This is a genomic window from Streptomyces sp. NPDC088812 (genome assembly GCF_044750285.1).
Classification (GTDB): domain Bacteria; phylum Actinomycetota; class Actinomycetes; order Streptomycetales; family Streptomycetaceae; genus Streptomyces.
Genome location: NZ_JBIVJP010000019.1, coordinates 54,879 through 73,504, shown reverse-complemented (window position 1 = coordinate 73,504; position 18,626 = coordinate 54,879). Strand labels below are relative to the sequence as shown.

Sequence of the window (18,626 nt, the reverse complement as noted above, 5' to 3'; positions counted from 1 at the left end):
GAACCTCCGATGCGAATCCCCACGGATGTGCTGGCAGCCCTGTCAGGCCGTACCAAGACTGATGACCATCGCCTGATGCTCGTCGGCCCCCGCTTGACTCCCGCCCTGTACCAGCGCGTCAACGAGGTCCTCGAAGCGGTCGGCGGTCGATGGACGAAGACCGAGGGTGCGCACCTCTTCCCCGTCCACGCCGCCGAGGCGCTCGCCCCAGTGCTTGCCACCGGTGAGGTCATGACCCTGGGGGAGAAACGCACCCTTGCTCAGTACTTCCCCACACCCGAACCCGTTGTCGACCAGCTCATCGCTCTGGCCGCCCTTGAGCCCGGCATGACCGTGTTGGAACCGTCTGCGGGCTCCGGTGCCATAGCCACAGCCGCAGCAGCCCGCGGTGCGATCGTGGACTGCATCGAACGGGACCCCGGATACGCCACCGTCCTGTCCGATACGCATGTGGCGCGCAGGGTGCAGGTCGCTGACTTCCTCACCACCCCCGCCAACCCTAGCTACGACCGGGTGCTGATGAACCCCCCGTTCACCCGCGGCACCGACATGGCCCATGTCACCCATGCCCTGCGGTTCCTGAAGCCGGACGGGCTGCTGGTGTCCGTCATGTCGTGGACCGTCACTGAACAGACCGGCAGCACCACAGCCTTCCGAAAGCTCGTGGAACAGCGCGGTGGTCTCGTCGAAGCACTTCCGGCCCGGGCGTTCGCCCAGTCCGGGACGACCGTCGACACCGTTCTCGTCACCATTCCTGCCACCCGTCCGGCCGACGCACGGCCCACGCTCTGGCCTACGCGCGGCATCCCCGCCCAGGACGCGGAAGAACTCGGAGACCCGGCCGACATCGCCGCGGAGATCGTCGCTGATCTTCGCAAGGCGGTCGCCGCTTTCGAAGAGGTTGCCGCCGCGCTCACCAAGCCTGCGCCCACCACCGTGCCAGGCGATATCGAGGTCAGCTGACCATGCCGCTCCTCGAAAACCGTCAAGAGCAGTGCGGCTTTTGACGACCCCTGACTTTCCCTCTCACTCATCCATATCCCTGCTCGGGACACCGTGGCGCATCCACCCAGCGCGCCACCACGCCGAGCGACCTGCACCGAAGGAGGACCCGGTGGGTCTCAGCAACTTCACACCCGGCGGCTCCGACGACGACAAGGGCAACGGCGGTGGCGGCAGCTTCCCTCCGCAGTTCCCGTCCGGGGGACTGCCGTCCAGCGCTGGCAGCGCCGATGACGTCAAGGAGCTCCTCGTCGACTACAACGAGAAGTTCAAGAACGCCGATCCGACCATGTTCCGTGACACGCTCATCGGGCAGGTCCTCTCGGTCGTCATCAGCAAGACCAAGCCCAACGCTCTGTTGGTCGGTTCCGCCGGCGTCGGCAAGACGAAGATCGTCGAGGACATCGCACGGCGCATCGCGCTCGGCGACGCCCTCATTCCCGACCAGCTCAAGGACTACACGATCTACGAGCTGCCCATCACCAACATCATCGCCGGGACAGGCATCGTCGGCTCGCTGGAGGAGAAGGTCAAGGCGATCGTCGAGTTCGCCTCGGACCCCAAGAACAAGGCCATCCTGTTCATGGACGAGATCCACCAGATCACCGGCGGATCCGGCAGTCATGGCGACGCCGTCGGCCGCAAGATCTCGCAGATCCTCAAGCCGGCCCTGGCCCGCGGCGACATGTCCGTCATCGGCGCGACCACCAGCACCGAGTCTCGGGCCTTCGACGAGGACCCGGCCTTCGCCCGTCGCTTCACCCGGCTCATCGTCGACGAGCTGAGCGTGGAGCAGACGCTGGCTGTGATGACCACCGTCCGGCCCGGCCTCATGGCGCACTACCGCCACCAGATCGGGGTCTCCGACGACGTCCTGGCCTCGGTGGTGCAGATCGCCGAAGCGAACTCCCGGGCTGGCCAGCACCGGCCGGACAACGCCATCACCCTGCTCGACCGGGCGATGGCTGACCGGGTCCTGGAGCAGAAGAAGCTCATCGTCCAGGCCGAGGTCGCCGGCGACACGGCACTCGCGCAGACCTTGCGGTCCATCCCGCAGGTGCCGCTGACGAGCACCCGTGTGCTCGATGTGGCCAAGCGCCTGATGACCGGAAACGCCCAGCGCAAGGACCTCGACGTCGCCGCGCTGAGCGCCACGCTCACCAGCCGCCTGCAGGGCCAGGACGATGTGCTCGCCAAACTCACGGACCGTCTGGCCCGCGAAGAGCTCGGCCTGTTCCCGACGAAGACGCCCACGACGTGGCTGTTCGCCGGGGCCTCGGGTGTGGGTAAGACCGAGGCAGTCAAGATCATCGCTGAGGAAACGACCGGCACCGAGCCGATCATCCTCAACATGACCGAATTCCACAGCGAGTGGTCGACGTCGAAGATCATCGGCTCACCTCCCGGCTATGTCGGATCGGACTCCAACCAGGAGCTCCCGTTCGACACGCTGGAGTCCAACCCCCACCGGGTGATCCTGCTCGACGAGTTCGAGAAGGCCGACAAGGCCGTGCAACGCCTGTTCCTCTCGGCGTTCGACGAAGGCTACATCCGCAACGCCCATGGCAAGATGCTGGACTTCTCCAAGGCCCTGGTCATCTGCACGACCAACGCCGCCCGTGATTCGCTCGACGGCAAGATGATCGGCTTCGGCAACAACCGGAAGACCATCTCGAACCAGAGCCTCAACAAAGCACTGGAGCAGTTCTTCGACGCCGAGCTGCTGGGCCGGTTCTCACTGGTCGTGGGGTTCAACCCCATCGACCGTCAGACCTACCAGCAGATCATGGCCGCCGACTACGAGCGGCAGCGTGAACGGATCGTCGAGGCCAAGCCGCGGCTGGCCCAGGCGCTGCCCGCGTCGATGCCCGACGACGAACTGCGAGCCATCGAAGAGACCACCTACGTGGACTCCCAAGGTGCGCGACCGGCGCGCAAGGCTGTTCGCACCTGGATCGAGGACTACCTGCTCGCTGCCCAGCCCGGCGGCACAGCCTCGGCATCCCCGTCGGACGACTGAGCAGCCGTCCACATCACACCGAGCGCTCCTGTTCCGGATGTTGTCGGAACAGGAGCGCTCGGCGTACCTCACCCCCACGCCCTCATTGCTCAGAAAGGGGGACAGCCATGTCCACCATGCTCCCCGCACCTCTGCTCCAAGAGCACCGAAAGCGAGCCATGGAGCTCTCTGCCGCGGCCCGAGCGAACCTCACCACCCATGTCCGGAGCACCGATGAACTCCGCGAACTGGGCCTCATGCTTGGCCTGATCGAGGTCGATCCCGCTGGATCCCTCGTCACGGCCTGTCCCTGGGATCTCGATGCTGGCGATGCTGCCGTCGATGGTCCCGACCGGCGCCCGGACTCGACCTCGAAGTGAGGTGAGCTGCCGCTGATGAACGACCGCGCGCCTGGGTAGCGCGCGGTGTCCGGGGCGTGGCTTCGCCACATACCCCGGATTCAGGGGCCTAACGGCCCCTGACGGGTGGGTTGAGAGGAATACGGGCGGGGCTCGTCGGCTGACGAGAGCCCCGCCCGTGTTCGTACCTGCGCCCATGACCCAGCCCTGTCGCTGCGCTTTTCGCTCACCTTCGAGCATTCGACTGACTATTCACCCCTTGTCGGAATTGCTATGCGACATGATCCATGCCTTCTCTCAATCCACCTCTCGACCCGCCGAAGAAAGGCAACGACATGCCTGTCCTGCTTGATGACCTCGACTTCTCGGCCAATGCCGTTGCTCAGAAGGCCGTCGACCCGAAGTTCTTCTCCTCGAAGCTCACCGGCAACGGCAAGAAGATCGGCCTGCTCAACGAGTCCCTGCGGCCGATCAACACTGCCACCAACACCGCCTACGCCATGGCCACCGACATCGAGGTCAAGCAGAGCTCGACGCAGCACGACATCACCACGACGTCGATCCCGCTCGCGCCGATCACGCGCCGCGCCCTGAACGCCGGCGGGTCCTTCACCCTGCCGAGCCCGCACGCCGACGACCGCTTCGCTGTGGACACTTCGTCCAGCCGGTTCGACGACTGGGACGTCGTCTTCGACATGACCCCGCAGGCCCTCGTGTTCTACGAGGACAAGTCCGGCGGCAAGTCCACGCGCGACCTCGTCATCCAGTACCGGATGGAGCTGTACTTCTTCAAGAAGGGGCTGCCCGAGCCGGAGTACGCGACCGCCGTCCCGCGCTCGGTCGGCTACGGCAACCACGCCGCCGCCGTCTTCCTGCAGTGGGACACCAGCCCGCTGGAGAACGCCCGTGACTACGTCCAGGACGTGCTCACATCCGCCGGCCTGACGGCCCCCAACCTCGGCGATGAGTTCGACGAGTGGATGCGCCAGTACTCGATCTACGAGCGCATCACGCGCCTGGCCCAGATCTGGGACTCCGAGGCGATTGCCGACGAGGTCTGCCGCTACATCCAGGACATGCCCGCGGGCCCGACGGAGCAGCAGTTGAACATGCTCGCCGTCCAGCTGCGCTACCTGGAGAACTACAACGTCCCGCTGGAGGCCTACCGCCAGATCCACAAGCAGCTGGATGCGACCTTCTCCGGCCAGATCGCCACGAAGCTGTCGAAGCAGAACCTCAGCCTGCTCATGAACCACACGCTCGACCACCTGGAGCAGATGAAGCCTCAGCTGATCGTGCCTGCGCAGCCGGCCACGCCTCCGAATCTGCCGCCCCACCTGTCCAAGCAGCAGCTCGACGCGCTCACCACGCACGAGCCGCTGGTGATGACGCAGGCGGGAGCCGGCACCGGCAAGTCGACCGTGATCCTCGAACGGATCAAGTACCTCGAAGCCTGCGGCGTCCCCGCCTCGGACATCACGGTGCTCTCGTTCACCAATGCCGCTGCCGACAACATCACGGAGAAGAACCCGGACGTCGGCTCGATGACGATCGCCAAGATGATCATCGACATCTACTCGATGAACCACCCGAGGCACAAGGTCTCGGCGATCGACACCATCATCAACTCGATCGACATCTTCTACCCGAACAGCCAGTTCGCGGCGACGTTCCGCCACCGCCTGCTGGAGGTCGACCAGAACAGGACCGGCGCCTTCACGGCCCTGAACACCTTCGTCGAGAGCCACTTCGACGAGGTAATCGCCCTGCTCGACCGCATCGAGCAGACGTCGCTGGAGCTGCAGATCATCATCTGCTACCAGAAGATCGACGACATGGCCGAGCCGGCCCACGTGCAGTCGAAGTACCTCATCATCGACGAGGTGCAGGACAACAGCGTGTTTGAGTTCATCTACGTGCTGAAGTACATCACCAAGCACGCTCAGTCCCTGTTCATCGTCGGCGATGCCTCGCAGACGCTGTACGAGTTCCGCTCAGCGAACCCGCGCGCGCTCAACACGCTGGAGGGCTCGGGGGTCTTCGCGACCTTCAAGCTCACGACGAACTACCGGAGCAACCAGGAGATCCTGGACTTCGCGAACGTCGTGCTCGGCGGACTGGAGACCAACCAGTTCGCCAACATCCAGCTGCAGGCGAACTCGCTCGCCATGCCCACGGCCGACTCGTTCCAGGAGAAGGTCACCCTGGAGTACCGCGAGGTGGCCAGACTCACCGGGTTCGTCACCCAGGACCTGCAAGCGATCGTGCGCAACACGGTCATCCCCGATTACGTGGACAAGTGCCTGGACCGGGGCGAGCAACTGGCCTTCCTGGCCTACTCGCGCCGCGAGGTGTCCTTGATCCAGGATGTGCTCGAAAAGCGCTACCCGGACCGCCGCGTCGCCTCTCTGGTCAGCGATCGGGTCTACGCCACGGACATCTTCTCGAAGTACATCAAGTTCTTCTGGAACGACGTCCTGCAGGCACCGCCGGCCAACGCCGCGTTCGTGGTCTCCCAGGGGATCAAGGACAACATGGACAAGCTGACGAAGAACGCTGCCAACGCCAACGTTGAGAAGGCGATCCTGCGCACGATCTCCGAGTGGTGGATCGAGAACAGCGCGACCATCAACGGCTGGGTCACGCTCTGCCACCAGGGCACGCTCACGCACAAGGCGTTCTTCGATCGGCTGCGCGACAACCTGCTCTCCTTCGAGATTCAGCGGAACCAGCAGAAGCTGAACATCAACAAGCAGAAGAACCAGGAGCGCAAGCGGAAGAACCTCGAGTCCAAGGCCGACCTGGTCGTTTCGACGATCCACGGTGCCAAGGGTCTCGAATTCGACAACGCTGTCGTCCTCTACAGGGAGGACACGAAGATGACCCAAGACGCCAAGCGGATGTTCTATGTCGCCTTCACCCGTGCCATGAAGAGCCAGTACGTACTCGGCTACGGCACCGTGAAGAACCCGCCGATCCAGAGCAGTTACGAGCAGATCGTGACGGCTCTGACCGAGCGCGACAAGAGGAACGCCGCTCGCGCCTTAGGCATCGATCCGGACCTCCTGGACGACAACGACAGCGCTGCCCCCGACAGCGCCGACGACAGCTCCGCGGTCACTGCGGCGGTCTGACCAACCGCCGCCACCACCCCATGCCGCAGGGACGGATCCTCGCCCGGCGACGAAGAGCAGTAAGACGCAGCGAGGCCCATGTTCCAGATCGTCATGATCAGAACAGGGGCCTCCGTGTTCCGCAACAAGCGATTTTCAAGAAGGAGTTCGAACAATGACCATCAACTTCCGCAAGGGTGTCGACTCGTCGCTCGACGGCGTGACCAAGCTGGTGTTCGGCGCGGCCTGGGACCGAAAGACCGCCAAGCAGTCCGGCTTCGCCCGCAAGCTCGCGCTCAAGACCGGCGGCAAGATCAACCTGGGCGGTGGGCAGAAGGACATCGACCTCGACTTGGCGCTGATCCTCTACCGCGACGGCGAGCCCAAGCGCATCGTGATCGGCCACAACATGGACCCGGTGCACGGCGCGGCGGTCCACTCCGGAGACAAACACGAATGCGTACGAGGAATCGCTCGTCGAGAGCCTCGCCGAAGCCTGGCGCTACCTCGACCAGTGGGCCCTCCACGGCGAGGTCCTTTTCGCCGTCAACGCCCTGGCAGAACGCCAGGCGCAGCACGCCGCACCCGCCATGTCTCCCTCCCGCACAGCGACCTAGGCGGGACGGCGGTGTTCGAGTATCGCCGGGCGTTGCCTCCCGCCGCCCGACTCCACCACGCTTTCCCGCCGAAGAACAGGAATCCCCCCATGGACTTTCCCGGCCTGGAACTGAAGATCCGCATGACGCTCGTGGCTGGCCCGAACACGCGTGTCTTCGTCCCCGTGCGGCTGTACTACAAGGACACCGACCCCTACGCGGTGCAGTTCTCCTTTGACGTCACGCCCGACAAGGTGGTCCCGTGGACGTTCGCCCGGGAACTGCTCGACCAGGGCCTCACCGCACCCGCTGGCATCGGTGACGTGAAGATCACTCCGATCGGTCCTCACCAGAACCGCTGCCTCAGCATCGAACTGGAATCCCCCGACGGATACGCCCGCCTTGAAGGACCGGCACCTTCCGTCAAGGCATGGCTCGCCAAGACATTCGAGGTCGTCCCCGCAGGCCGGGAGTCCGAATTCGTCGACATCGACAGCTTCCTCGACGATCTTCTGACCCACTGAGCCAAGCACCGCCCCGCACGCCCGCAACGGGCCCGGCGCAGGGAGATCCGCGCCGTCATGTCACACGAGCGGCGCGCAGCAGCCTCCGCAAAAGCGACGGCCTCGGCGACCGCGCCGCCGTCTAGCTCGTGATCGACCGCTCCTACTTGATGAAGAACTACTTCACCGACGGCACCGTCCAGCGGTTGAGCGACCGGGCCGCTCCCAGAGCTTCGTCGACGTCGCACTCGGCGCCCACCAGGGCCGCATCGCCGAGCTGCACAGCTCCCTGGGGAACCTCCCTATACCCCCCGGACAACAGCGGGCTTCCGATCTGCTGAGTGCCGCTGCCCCGCCGCCATCTTTACCCACATACTCCCGCGAAAGCGAGAAGTTTTCATGCCCGCATCCACGATCGTCGCCTCCAGCGGGGAATTCCGCCTCTACGGGGACTCCGTGCAGACCTTCGCTGATCTGCCCGTGGCCACCTACACGATCGCCTTCTCGAAGATGACCGGCTACAGCCTGCGCCAGACGGAGCCGCTGGCATCTGGCGAAGAGACCGTCTACGGCAGCCACGCCTCCCGTGTACAGCGGATCGTCACCGGCTACTCCGCCATGGACCGTTCGCTCGGCGTCATCCTGTCCGGCGACAAGGGCATGGGTAAGAGCCTCATGCTCCGCCTGCTCGCCGAGCGGATGCGCGAGGCACACCACCTGCCCACCGTGCTCGTGCAGCACGACACGCCGGGGCTGGCCGCCTTCCTCGACGAACTGGGTGAAGTCGTCGTCGTCTTCGACGAGTTCGAGAAGATCTTCTCCAACGAGGACGACGAGTCGCAGAACCAGTTTCTGAGCCTGTTCGACGGGCTGAGCACGACGAAGCGCCTCTACGTCCTGTCGGTCAACGAGCTGCACCGCGTCAACGACTACATGCTCAACCGCCCCGGCCGCTTCCACTACCACATGCGCTTCGCCTACCCCGATCCCGAGACGGTGGCCACCTACATGCGCGACCAGGTGCCCGGAGCGGCCGAGAAGCAGGTGGCCGAGATCGTCGACTTCTCCCGGAAGTACGACATCAACTTCGACCACCTGCGGGCGATCGCCTTCGAGCTGCGCCTGGGCGGGTCGTTCGCTGAGGTGATCGGTGACCTGAACATCAAGCGCAGCGAGCACGCCGGCTTGCGGATCGAGGCCCACATCACCTGGAAGAACGGCGACACCGACGTCTTCGATGGCCGTGTCGATCTGTTCGACAGCGACAGCCTGCAGACCATCAACGACTGGGACACCGGCACCGGGCTGCAGTTCCGCATGCGCGACGCCGTTCCGTCCGAGGACGGCTACCAGCTCCCGGATGGTGCCTTCACGCTCACCGACCTCCGCGACGAGGACGACAAGTCGCCCGTCGACAAGAAGGACTTGAGCGCTGCCTCGGTGACCCTGCGCCGTCCCCCGAGGTACTCCATCGACTTCTGAGGACGTCCCATCCGAACCGCCGAGGAGCCACTCCGGTCTCCTCGGCGGTTCGCTGTCCGGCTCACGCGTTCCTGTACAGAAAGCAGCCTTCGACCATGCCCAAGTACTGCGTCGTCTCCGAGCCCGACATCGGCGCAGAGCATCGTGAGCCCCGAAGGGCCAATCTTTGCCTCGGCAAGGCCTGTCTTGTCACGGTCATCGACTCCGAGGACCTGTTCTGGGCGACCAGGCGTGAGCTGATCTCCTTCGGCAACGACCCGCACTGAGCGCCATGCAGCCAGATTCGACTGTGCTGCTCGCCTGCCTGGCCGTCGCTGCGCTCGGCATCCTGTGCCTCGCCGCCGGCGTTGGCCGTAAGCGGCGCTGGCGGGACCCCACCCGGCTTTTCAGCTGGTCCCAGAAGCAGCAGCTCATCCGCCAGGCCAACGGCCGGTGCGAGGACAAGCCGCCCCTCTGGTTCCGGTGCCCGGCACCGGGGACCGAGGGCGATCACATACACCCCTGGAGCCGTGGCGGGCCGACTGAACTGTGGAACGGCCAGTTGCTCTGCCGTCGGCACAACCGGCGGAAGTCCAACCGCGTGCCGAGCCCCCTCTACCGCTGGCGTCTCACGCGCCGGCGCAAGAAGTACTGACCACCCCGACACACAGCAGGAGCAAACTCATGGCCTCGGACGACCCGCACGCAGGGAAGCACCAGGTGAGCCGCGCGGAAACCTCACGCCGAGGCAGTCGACCCGGGCGGGCGGGGATCAGAGACGTGGCCGCCGCTGCCGGCGTCTCCATCACGACCGTCTCCGACGCCCTCAACGGCAAGGGCCGGCTCCCGGACGCCACCCGGCGCCATGTCCGCGAGGTCGCCGACCGGCTGGGCTACCGGCCCTCGGCCGCGGCCCGCACACTCCGTACCGGCAAGTCGGGTCTTATCGGCCTGACCGTGACGACGTACGGGGACGAGCCGTTCACCTTCACTGAGTTCGCGTACTTCGCGGAGATGGCCCGCGCGGCCACCTCCGCCGCGCTCGCCCGCGGCTACGCCCTCGTGATCCTCCCCGCGACCTCGCGCCACGACGTGTGGTCGAACGTTGCCCTCGACGGCACGGTCGTCATCGACCCGTCCGACCAGGACCCGGTCGTCAGCGAACTGGTCCGGCAGGGTCTGCCGGTCGTATCCGACGGCCGCCCGGCCGGCTCGCTCCCGGTTACCGCCTGGGTCGACAACGACCACGAGGCCGCCGTGCTCGGCATCCTCGACCACCTGGCCGACGCGGGCGCCCGCCGGATCGGACTCCTCACGGGGACCACGACCGACACGTACACCCATCTGTCCACGACCACCTATCTGCATTGGTGCGAGCGCGTCGGACAGGACCCGGTCTACGAGGCCTACCCCGCCCACGACCCGTGCGCGGGCGCCGTCGCCGCCGACCGGCTGCTGGCCCGGCCCGATCGCCCCGACGCCGTCTACGGACTGTTCGACCCGAACGGCACCGATCTGCTCGCCGCCGCCCGCCGCTACGGCCTGCGCGTGCCGGACGACCTGCTTCTGGTCTGCTGCAGCGAGTCCGCCGTGTACGCGAACACCGAGCCGTCCGTCACCACGCTCTCCCTCAAGCCGCGCCGGATCGGCACGGCGGTGGTCCAGCCCCTCATCGACGCCATCGAGGGAGTGGAGTCCGACCACCCCGTCGAACAGGTGATACCGACGGAGCTGATCGTGCGGACCTCGTCCCAGCGACGTGCGCCGCGCACGACAGTAAGCCCGCCGCGTTCGCCGGAGGAGGGGTAGGGCACGGGGGCGCCGGATGGTCCCTCAGCGACGGCCTCTACGGCTCAGCCAGCACGAAGGACTTCTTCCAGGAGCGTATCAGCGACGCCGTGAGCCGAGCCGCCAACGACGTGAGCGATCTCGCGCTCGAGAACGAGCAGGTACTGACACGGCCAACCTCATCGACAGCGCCGCGCTGCACTACCTCGAGAACCCCGGCGCGACCCTGCGCCAGGCGATCAAGGCCAGCTGCGACCAGGACGTCGACGACGTCCTCGGCTGGATCCAGGACTGATCCGACCCACTAATTCCCCCATCCTGAAGGAGCAGATCATCATGGGCGCGAGCATGCTCACCGCCACCATCGCCTTCCCGGCCGAAAGCACCGAACCGCCGAACTTCGACCGAGGCCGTCAGCTGCTCGAAGAGATCACAGACGCCTCGCTCTTCACCTTCGACGAGCCTGAGGCTGAACTGGAGGAGCTGCTGCCGGATCTGGACGGCGAGTCCGACCTCGTCGACGAGAACGGCGAAGTACTCATCGAGTACGCCCGGCGTGCCGGTCTCGTCATCATCAACAACCTCGAAGAGGCCCTCGACTCCCGGGAGACGACATTCCTCACGGTCGCCGACTACAGGCTCTACATCTCCGGCGGGCTCTCCAGCGGCGGCACCCCCACGGACGCAACCGAGGCGATCTGGGCCGCCTACAAGCTGCCCGAGAGCGTGCTCCTCGCCATGGGCTTCATCCCGGACCACGAGCAGCCGCTCTCCCGCGCGAACAGCCGCGGGGCCAGCACGCCCCTCACTGACACCGACGTGCTCGACGCGATCGCGCTCGGCCTGGGCACCTCGCCGGAGTGGCCCGGCACGGACACCCTCAAGTGGATCGCCGAGGCCATCGGCAAGGTGCGTGACGAACCCGGCAACGCTGAGCCCGTCGAATACCTCAAGCGCTGGTCAGAGCGGCACGGCTTCGACCCGCTGTCGAGCAAGTTTCTCTCGGCGTACATCGACGAAGAGATCGGCAAGGCCGGCGAAGAGGAGAGCAAGGACTGACAGCGCTCGCACGACCCATAACCTGCAGCACTTGGTCAACCCAGCTCAACCACCACCTCGAAGAGGCCGGATACGAGACCACCCAGACCGCCGTTGGAGGAGTTCGGCTACCTGAAGCGGACCAGGGAGCCCACCGACAAGGGCACCTTCCGGCACGAGCAGGTGGTGTGCGATGACCCGGAGCTTCAGGGCGAGCCACCAGCGCATGAAAATCCGGCGCCGGAGAATCCGCCGGAATCGGGGCCCACCAGGGACGGGAAATCCGGCGCCGGTGTGCCAGTGACAACCACCCTTGAAGGAGACGCATGGCCGCGCCCATGACCACTCTCCACGTGACCCCGGACGACCTGTATGCCGCAGCTGTGGAACTGAAGAAGCAGACCGGTCGCGTCGAATGGGTCGACCAAGGCGGCGAAACAGTCGTACTGATCCCGCCCGCCACCAACGACGACTGACTTCACAACGCACCCGCGACTGACACGGGATGCGGCACCCCAGGTTGACGACGCCACGTGCGCGGCTGGTTCTTGCGGGAGGGCTGCTCCCAATGGCTGTCCGAGACGGATCTCGACTGATCGCCCGCTGGCGACCACCACGCCCGCCTGCCGCACGCCCCTACTGGAAGGACCCTGTGATGACGCTCCCCACCCCCGGCCAGTTGCGCACGCTCATACATGACGCGCTCACCACAGCGCTGACCCGCGACGCCGCCACACTGCCGACCTCCATGCTCTACACGCCCGGCTGCCGCCCCGCGCTGTTCATCGACAGCAGCGTGGTCCGCGGCGGTCCCGGAGTCGGCAAGACGTTGTGGACCCGGGTCCTGACCGACCCTGACCTCCGTGCGGCAGCCGCCCATGACTTGAAGATGCCGCGCCTGGCAGATACCCGGGTGATCTCTGCCCACGGAGCCACAGGAGACAGCGACGGCTATCCGGCCGCGCCGGAGCTGGAGGCACTGCTCGGCGAAGGAATCCGCCCCGTGACGGTGTGGACCGCTGTCGCCCTGATCGCCCTGGGCGTATGCGACCTCACACACCTGCCCAGCTGGCGCGACCGCGTGCAGTGGCTGCTGCGTAACCCCGACGCCCTGCGCCAGGCCGTGGCCGACCTGAACTCGCAGGGCCGCACTGATCTGGTTGTCTTCGACAGCCTGGACCGGCTCCACCCCGATCAGCGCACTACGGATCGCCTCGCCTCCGGAGTCCTCCAGCTCGCTGCCGACCTGGCCCGCCTCGGGCCGCGCGTGAGGGCGAAGGTCTTCCTCCGCCCCGACACCCTCGACGCGGCCCTGTGGGCGCTCACGTCCGAGGCCCGACGTGCTCTGCGTACGGCCGACTTGAACTGGAGCACGCCGGACCACTGGGGCCAGGTGACCGGAACGCACCTCTACGGGTTGTTCTTCCACCTCCTGGCGAACCACCCCAGTGAGGGTGCCGCCGCCTTCCGTTCTCTGACCCCGGGCTGGGGGCTAACCCCCGACGGCCGCTTCAGCGCCCCCGAGCAGCTGACCTCCGATCCCGCCGCGCAGGAACGCCTCTTCACCATGATCGCGGACCCGTACATGGGCACGACCGCCCGCAGGGGCTCCTCGTACCGGTTCATGCTCACGTATCTCCAGGACGGCGTCGGCGGACTCAGCCCGCGCCCGTTCCTCATCGCACTGAGGCAGGCCGTGCGCCACGCCCTGGACGATCACCCCGACCACCCGCGCGCCCTTCACCACCAGGACATCCGCCGGGGCGTGCCGGAGGGAGCGCGTGCGCGCGCCGCAGAGGTTGAGCAAGCCATGCCGTGGGTGCGGGCGGCGCTCGCTCCGCTGGCCGGGCAGCCGCTGCCGATCGACTCCGACCAGGTCATCGCCCAGTGGGACCGCGCGCGCCTGCCAGACCGTCTTCGCCGTCTCGGCTCCCGCACGGCGGACCCGTACCCCAGCGGCATGCGGCACCTGGCCCGCTACCACGACCTCCTCGAAGAGCTCACTGCCGCTGGCGTCGTGCACCCCAGGACCGATGGGTCCTGGGACATGCCCGCGCCGTTCCGCACCGCGCACGGCCTGGGACGCCGAGGAGGCGTGAAACCGGCCTCGGCTCCTGTCTAGCCCCGGCTGAGGCGTGCCCGGACTCCGGCCACGCACCGGCACGCGCACCAGCCATCGCGCTGCCCCGCCGCCGGATACCGACGAGTGGGGGTGCGCCTCCCGTCGGTTGCGACGAGTGGTCGCACAGCGTGAGCGCAGGCGCTGGTTGGCTCGGTTCCTGAAGCCGAAGGCATTGCGCGCTTCGAGCTTGATGAGGCGGTAAAACCAGGCGCTCAAAGATAAAGACGGTAACCACAAAGAGAACCCTTCGAGCCGCGCTCGGCGCTCTCGCCGGGCTTCTGCGCCTTCGACGAAGGCGCGGACCTCGCCGTCGACCTCACCGACTGACCCCGAACACCGAAATCGCGGGGCGCGCGTGGCCTAGGAGGTCGCCCGAGGGCGCCTCGCCGCAAGCGCTTCTGGCCCGCGCGCCCCACGAACCATGCGCGCCCTGCACCCCTTTGCTTTCACTACCCACCAGGAGAACTGCGCCATGTCTGCGATCACCACCGCCCCCGCCCAGGTCGGCAATGGCAAGGCCGTGCACTACGTCCGCAAGGACGCCTCCCCCCACTCCCACACCATCGGCTGCGGTCGACTGGTGTCCCGGGAGCTGACCGCCCAGGAGGCCGCCGACCGCAAGGCGTGCGGTCCCTGCAAGCGCGCCGTGGAGGTCCTGGCCGCCGAGCCGCCGGCCGAAACCGAGGCCCCCGCCGCCGACGCCGCCGAGCAGGCCCCAGCCGCCCCGGCGGAGGACGACCAGGCCGCCAAGGTCGCCGACATCGAGCGGCGCGTGCGCCCCCTGGATGCCGACACCGTCATGGCCGCGACCATGTTCGACCCGGAGCTGACCTACTACGCGGACGGCACCCGGGTGGTCATGCGCACCAAGGACAGCGAGCGCACCGGCACCACGTTTGGCATGGCGGACGGCGCCGCCCCCTACGCCTACCAGGCCGTGCGCTGGGACGACGGGGGCGCCGACCTGGTCGCCCCCCACGTCCTTCACCACGCCGACCAGGACGACCAGGCGTGCCGTCAGGAGCTGGTGACCGAGGTCGCTGCCCGGACGCTCGTCCTGGCCAGCCACGCCACCGCCCACGCCTTCCAGCCGGTCGACCTGCCGGACGGCGAGCGTATCGCCTGGACGTTCCGCACCGGCCACGGCGCCCGCGCCCGCTACCACTGGGTGTCCGTCCGCAACATCATCAGCCAGGGCGACGGCAGCGAGTACCGGTGGCAGGCTGACCAGGCCGCCCGCCTCGCCCGCCGCACCGGCCTGGACGACGCCCCCATGGCTGAGCACATCGCAGTGGTGACCGCCGAGCCCACCGAGGTTCTGGAGCGCATGGCCGCCGCCCTGGACCCGGACACAGTGCGCCTGGAGCCGGACGGCGCCGCGCGCTGGGCCGTCGTCCGCGGCGGCACCTTTCTGGGCACCGTCCACGATGAGGGCGCCCGCATGCGCCGCGGCCGCTACGCCGCCTGGGCCCCCTACGCTGAGCGCCGCGACGGCAAGGTCGGGTTCCACCACGACCTAGACGCCGCCAAGGACGCCGTGGCCCAGGCGTGGCCCGTGGAGGTCGCCGAGATCGCTGGCGAACTGGGCGTGCCGGTCACCCAGGTGATGGAGGTCGCCGAGCAGGTCGACCAGGATTGGAAGGCCCAGCGGCGCCGCGCCGTCCTGCGCGCCGAGGCGTACGCGGGCACGGACAGCCGGGTGACCCAGGCCGCTGCCGCCGAGGTGCGCGGCCGCCTGGAGGTGCCCTTCCACGGCCCGGCCGACCACGACGGCCCGACCGGCCTGTGCGGCTACGACGACCACACCGCGCCCCTGCTGTCCTCCGGCAAGCTCGCCCAGCACGACCGCCAGCAGGGCGTCATGTGGGGGTGCCCGGGGAGCTGCCGCCCCGGCCGCGGCAGCCGCGAGGAGCTGACCATGCGCGACACCACGGCCGTCTTCCACAACCCGCCGCGCCCCCGGGGCCTGGCCTGCCACGCCAAGGGCGGCGACCTGGTGGTGGTCGACGGCCAGGCGATGGAGGTCAAGGGCCTCCAGGTGGACACGACCACCAACGCCCACGTGTCGCAGGCCGCCGCCATGCTTCCCATCGCCGTCCGCGACGAGCAGGCCGCCCGCCCTTGACCCCTACCCCCGGCCGAGACTGCCGACCTGGATGACGAGGTTCTGTCCGCGGCGCTCGGTACCCTCGCGCTGCTGCGCCCCGACGAGGGCGCTGACCTCACCGTCGCCCTCACCGACGAGGGGAAGTTCTGAAGTCGCAACCGTCCATCCGTCAGGGCCCGTGCCCCGGCTCCGCACCGTGCGGGACTGGGGCACGGGCCTCTTCTTTCTCCTAACCGCTCCGCCTCTGAGAGGCGGAGCGATCGACCATTCGATGCCCTTATCGACTCGGCGAACAATGTCGTATGCGAGTCGATGACAAGCTATTCCCGACTGATTAGGCTGAAGCTATGACTCACAACAGCAACTCTCACGACAACGGCACTCCCGACGCCGAGCTCCCGAAGTTCTCCGTCAATGTCGTCCCGACCGACCAGCTCAGGCGCGAGGACCTTGCCACGATGCTGAACCTCTATCGCCGCGGCGAGATCACGCCACTGATCTTCGGGGACGACAACAAGCCCGAGGCCGCGATCATCCCCTTCGCCGCGTTCGTGCGCCTCATGAAGTACGACCACGCGGCCCACGTCCACGCTGAGGCTGCTTTCCAGGCCGAGCTCTCCCGCCGCATCCAGGAATCCGATGCCTCCGGCGAGGCGAGCATGACCATCGAAGAGCTCGCTGAGAGCCTCGGCCCGCTCGGTCGGCAGTGGGCGGATGAGCATCGTGCTGCCCAGCAGGAGAAGCGTGATGAGTGAGCGTCGGCCTCCCATCCGCCTCCTGCCGACGGCCGGTCTCAAGCAGGACCTCCAGACGCTCCACGACGCCGCGGTGATGCACCCTCATGGACCGGAGGACCGGCTCCTGCGCGTGGCTCTCAATCAGCTGGGCCGGATCAGACAGGGCGCGCCGAGCACGCACCCGCTGGAATACATGCCCAGTTATCCCGACCTCTCTGATTGCGAGACCACGTACGTCGGCGCGGATCCGAATGCGAAGCCCTCGCACCGGATCGTCTGGCGGGAGCGCGCGCCCCAGCGCCCGGGCGAGCCCGTCACCCGCGAGATCATCGCCCTGGGTGAACGCGCGAACGGGCAGGCCTACTACATGGCCGGCCAGCGTCTGGGGCGCCCTGTGGGCTTCACTCTCGCCGAACTGGCTGCGCAGCGCGAGCCGATCGCGAGTCCCTCGCGACCCCGACAGCGCTCGATCGGCAGCTTCGACACGCCATCCGCGGATGAGCCTGACCTCCAGTTCGAGTGACCTGTAGTCCGCGATTCTGTTCCTCATTGAGAGCTTCTCGTAAAATGGAGGCAATGGTGATTTGGTAAGGGCGAGATGGTGACGACGTACGACTACGAGCCAGTGACCCAGGCGGCAGCTCTGGATGCCGAACCCCAGTCCAGCACAGCCGCGGGACGCCGCCGACGGATCGGTCCTCGTTCCGCGATCTTCGTACGGCGCGGCATCGGACTGGCGATCGCCCTCGGCATGGCCTACGGAATCTTCCACGTCATCTTCCGCACTGAGGTGCTCGCCCCCGTGCTGGCCTACGTCGGACCCGTCAGGGACTTCATCGGCTGGGTGGTCGAGGACCCGGGGCGGGCCTGGATCGCGCTGGCGGCCCTCGTCATCCCGCACATCGGGCTGTACTACCTGCTCTTCGAGGACCGGAAGTAGGGCGGGGCGTCATGTTCAGGACCATGTTCAAGAGTGCTCGTGCCATCATCGCCCTCGGTCTGATCGGCGGTGTCGGCCTGGCGGTCATCGTCGGATGGGTCACTGGTTTCTTCGTCTCGATCGCGACCACTGTCTCCGGTCTGTGGAACAACTTCATGGGCTGGATTAACTCGCCGCTGGGATGGGAGCACCTCCTCGCCGGGCCGGCGTGCTCTTCGTCCCGGTCATCGTGCTCGTGCTGATCTTCGCCATCGCCGACGGCTGAGCCTCGCAACTGGGCTCGTCCCACCACGAAAGAACCCCCGTGATGCCTGTGCATCGCGGGGGTTCTCTTTTCCTGCTGGCTCCTCGTTGCCTACGATGCGGCCCGTAGCTCACGATCCTCAATGACGTCCTCGAACTCGTCGGCATCCTCGATCATCCCGTAGGTCTCCGGTGAGATCTCGTCCTCGTTGCCCCCGAGTCGGCGGTTGAAGCTGCTCGACGCGGAGAACTTCAGCACCACGTAGTCGTCGACGTCGCTCTTACCGAAGCGCACCTTGTGGCCCTTGTGATCCTGCCGGTAGAAGCGGCCGAAGCTCGTGAGCACGACCGTCTCCCCGCAGCTGACCGCGCCAGTGAGTTCACCGAGCAACGACTCGTACACCTTGTTCACTACCCGGACCGGCAACTCGCTGCGAGTCGCGACCCGCGAGATGAACTCGCGCTTACTGACACGCGGATTCGTCGTCGTCTCCATGCCCACACCCTGTCCTGTCGTCCATCATGCCGCGGCTTCGCTTAGAAACCAGTCTATCGAAGATGGTCGCGAGTCGAGAAGAAGGGGCGATCTTATCGAGTGCCGCTCGCTAGGCTTATTGT

General features: G+C 66.9%; 18 protein-coding genes. 17 read left to right on the top strand and 1 reads right to left on the bottom strand.

Going from position 1 to position 18,626, the window contains the following annotated elements:
• The first annotated feature begins 9 nt into the window (after positions 1 to 9).
• The 17 genes from ACIP67_RS29640 (at position 10) to ACIP67_RS29560 (ending at position 18,007) form a co-directional block, all read left to right on the top strand.
• Positions 10 to 963 (top strand): methyltransferase, encoded by a 954-nt coding sequence (locus ACIP67_RS29640; RefSeq protein ID WP_401695944.1) that lies wholly within the window; start codon positions 10 to 12, stop codon positions 961 to 963.
• A gap of 151 nt (positions 964 to 1,114) precedes the next feature.
• The gene (locus tag ACIP67_RS29635; protein ID WP_401695943.1) at positions 1,115 to 3,022 is read left to right on the top strand and encodes an AAA family ATPase; all 1,908 of its coding nucleotides are present in this window, start codon (positions 1,115 to 1,117) and stop codon (positions 3,020 to 3,022) included.
• 107 nt (positions 3,023 to 3,129) lie between these two features.
• Positions 3,130 to 3,381: a hypothetical protein gene (locus tag ACIP67_RS29630; protein ID WP_401695942.1), complete on the top strand. Its 252-nt coding sequence runs from the start codon at positions 3,130 to 3,132 to the stop codon at positions 3,379 to 3,381.
• A gap of 314 nt (positions 3,382 to 3,695) precedes the next feature.
• Positions 3,696 to 6,494, top strand: a complete 2,799-nt coding sequence (locus ACIP67_RS29625; protein WP_401695941.1) for an AAA family ATPase — start codon at positions 3,696 to 3,698, stop codon at positions 6,492 to 6,494.
• A gap of 154 nt (positions 6,495 to 6,648) precedes the next feature.
• Positions 6,649 to 7,593: an SsgA family sporulation/cell division regulator gene (locus ACIP67_RS29620; RefSeq protein WP_401695939.1), complete on the top strand. Its 945-nt coding sequence runs from the start codon at positions 6,649 to 6,651 to the stop codon at positions 7,591 to 7,593.
• A 378-nt stretch (positions 7,594 to 7,971) separates the two neighbouring features.
• Complete coding sequence (locus ACIP67_RS29615; protein ID WP_401695937.1) at positions 7,972 to 9,054, top strand: AAA family ATPase; 1,083 nt, start codon at positions 7,972 to 7,974, stop codon at positions 9,052 to 9,054.
• 95 nt (positions 9,055 to 9,149) lie between these two features.
• Positions 9,150 to 9,320 (top strand): hypothetical protein, encoded by a 171-nt coding sequence (locus tag ACIP67_RS29610; RefSeq protein WP_401695936.1) that lies wholly within the window; start codon positions 9,150 to 9,152, stop codon positions 9,318 to 9,320.
• Positions 9,321 to 9,325: 5 nt separating this feature from the next.
• Complete coding sequence (locus tag ACIP67_RS29605; RefSeq protein ID WP_401695935.1) at positions 9,326 to 9,688, top strand: HNH endonuclease; 363 nt, start codon at positions 9,326 to 9,328, stop codon at positions 9,686 to 9,688.
• 29 nt (positions 9,689 to 9,717) lie between these two features.
• Positions 9,718 to 10,842 carry a LacI family DNA-binding transcriptional regulator gene (locus ACIP67_RS29600; protein WP_401695934.1) on the top strand — a complete coding sequence of 375 codons (1,125 nt, stop codon included), beginning with the start codon at positions 9,718 to 9,720 and terminating at the stop codon, positions 10,840 to 10,842.
• Positions 10,843 to 11,157: 315 nt separating this feature from the next.
• Positions 11,158 to 11,880, top strand: coding sequence for a hypothetical protein (locus ACIP67_RS29595; RefSeq protein WP_401695933.1), 723 nt, complete (start codon positions 11,158 to 11,160; stop codon positions 11,878 to 11,880).
• Between the two features lie 305 nt (positions 11,881 to 12,185).
• Positions 12,186 to 12,335, top strand: coding sequence for a hypothetical protein (locus ACIP67_RS29590; RefSeq protein ID WP_401695932.1), 150 nt, complete (start codon positions 12,186 to 12,188; stop codon positions 12,333 to 12,335).
• A gap of 179 nt (positions 12,336 to 12,514) precedes the next feature.
• A complete protein-coding gene (locus ACIP67_RS29585; protein WP_401695931.1) occupies positions 12,515 to 13,981 on the top strand; it encodes a hypothetical protein in 1,467 nt (488 codons plus the stop codon).
• 472 nt (positions 13,982 to 14,453) lie between these two features.
• A complete protein-coding gene (locus ACIP67_RS29580) occupies positions 14,454 to 16,106 on the top strand; it encodes a hypothetical protein (protein ID WP_401695930.1) in 1,653 nt (550 codons plus the stop codon).
• A 329-nt stretch (positions 16,107 to 16,435) separates the two neighbouring features.
• Positions 16,436 to 16,843 carry a hypothetical protein gene (locus ACIP67_RS29575; protein WP_401695929.1) on the top strand — a complete coding sequence of 136 codons (408 nt, stop codon included), beginning with the start codon at positions 16,436 to 16,438 and terminating at the stop codon, positions 16,841 to 16,843.
• Positions 16,803 to 17,348 carry a hypothetical protein gene (locus tag ACIP67_RS29570; RefSeq protein WP_401695927.1) on the top strand — a complete coding sequence of 182 codons (546 nt, stop codon included), beginning with the start codon at positions 16,803 to 16,805 and terminating at the stop codon, positions 17,346 to 17,348. Before ACIP67_RS29575 ends, ACIP67_RS29570 begins: the two co-directional genes overlap by 41 nt.
• A gap of 75 nt (positions 17,349 to 17,423) precedes the next feature.
• On the top strand, positions 17,424 to 17,765 hold the full coding sequence (locus ACIP67_RS29565) for a hypothetical protein (RefSeq protein ID WP_401695926.1): 342 nt from the start codon (positions 17,424 to 17,426) through the stop codon (positions 17,763 to 17,765).
• A gap of 23 nt (positions 17,766 to 17,788) precedes the next feature.
• Positions 17,789 to 18,007: a hypothetical protein gene (locus tag ACIP67_RS29560; protein ID WP_401695925.1), complete on the top strand. Its 219-nt coding sequence runs from the start codon at positions 17,789 to 17,791 to the stop codon at positions 18,005 to 18,007.
• Between the two features lie 113 nt (positions 18,008 to 18,120).
• Here ACIP67_RS29560 and ACIP67_RS29555 read toward each other — a convergent pair whose 3' ends face one another.
• Positions 18,121 to 18,504 (bottom strand): HU family DNA-binding protein, encoded by a 384-nt coding sequence (locus ACIP67_RS29555; protein ID WP_401695924.1) that lies wholly within the window; start codon positions 18,502 to 18,504, stop codon positions 18,121 to 18,123.
• Between the last annotated feature and the right edge of the window lie 122 nt (positions 18,505 to 18,626).

What these genes read in the sequence shown, in the direction of transcription:
- ACIP67_RS29625 (WP_401695941.1), top strand. Translation starts at nt 3,696, where the DNA reads ATGCCTGTCCTGCTTGATGACCTCGACTTCTCGGCCAATGCCGTTGCT.
- ACIP67_RS29605 (WP_401695935.1), top strand. Translation starts at nt 9,326, where the DNA reads ATGCAGCCAGATTCGACTGTGCTGCTCGCCTGCCTGGCCGTCGCTGCG.
- ACIP67_RS29555 (WP_401695924.1), bottom strand. Translation starts at nt 18,504, where the DNA reads ATGGAGACGACGACGAATCCGCGTGTCAGTAAGCGCGAGTTCATCTCG.
- ACIP67_RS29595 (WP_401695933.1), top strand. Translation starts at nt 11,158, where the DNA reads ATGGGCGCGAGCATGCTCACCGCCACCATCGCCTTCCCGGCCGAAAGC.
- ACIP67_RS29600 (WP_401695934.1), top strand. Translation starts at nt 9,718, where the DNA reads ATGGCCTCGGACGACCCGCACGCAGGGAAGCACCAGGTGAGCCGCGCG.
- ACIP67_RS29560 (WP_401695925.1), top strand. Translation starts at nt 17,789, where the DNA reads ATGTTCAAGAGTGCTCGTGCCATCATCGCCCTCGGTCTGATCGGCGGT.
- ACIP67_RS29615 (WP_401695937.1), top strand. Translation starts at nt 7,972, where the DNA reads ATGCCCGCATCCACGATCGTCGCCTCCAGCGGGGAATTCCGCCTCTAC.
- ACIP67_RS29570 (WP_401695927.1), top strand. Translation starts at nt 16,803, where the DNA reads ATGAGCATCGTGCTGCCCAGCAGGAGAAGCGTGATGAGTGAGCGTCGG.
- ACIP67_RS29590 (WP_401695932.1), top strand. Translation starts at nt 12,186, where the DNA reads ATGGCCGCGCCCATGACCACTCTCCACGTGACCCCGGACGACCTGTAT.
- ACIP67_RS29565 (WP_401695926.1), top strand. Translation starts at nt 17,424, where the DNA reads ATGGTGACGACGTACGACTACGAGCCAGTGACCCAGGCGGCAGCTCTG.
- ACIP67_RS29640 (WP_401695944.1), top strand. Translation starts at nt 10, where the DNA reads ATGCGAATCCCCACGGATGTGCTGGCAGCCCTGTCAGGCCGTACCAAG.
- ACIP67_RS29575 (WP_401695929.1), top strand. Translation starts at nt 16,436, where the DNA reads ATGACTCACAACAGCAACTCTCACGACAACGGCACTCCCGACGCCGAG.
- ACIP67_RS29630 (WP_401695942.1), top strand. Translation starts at nt 3,130, where the DNA reads ATGTCCACCATGCTCCCCGCACCTCTGCTCCAAGAGCACCGAAAGCGA.
- ACIP67_RS29620 (WP_401695939.1), top strand. Translation starts at nt 6,649, where the DNA reads ATGACCATCAACTTCCGCAAGGGTGTCGACTCGTCGCTCGACGGCGTG.
- ACIP67_RS29585 (WP_401695931.1), top strand. Translation starts at nt 12,515, where the DNA reads ATGACGCTCCCCACCCCCGGCCAGTTGCGCACGCTCATACATGACGCG.
- ACIP67_RS29610 (WP_401695936.1), top strand. Translation starts at nt 9,150, where the DNA reads ATGCCCAAGTACTGCGTCGTCTCCGAGCCCGACATCGGCGCAGAGCAT.
- ACIP67_RS29580 (WP_401695930.1), top strand. Translation starts at nt 14,454, where the DNA reads ATGTCTGCGATCACCACCGCCCCCGCCCAGGTCGGCAATGGCAAGGCC.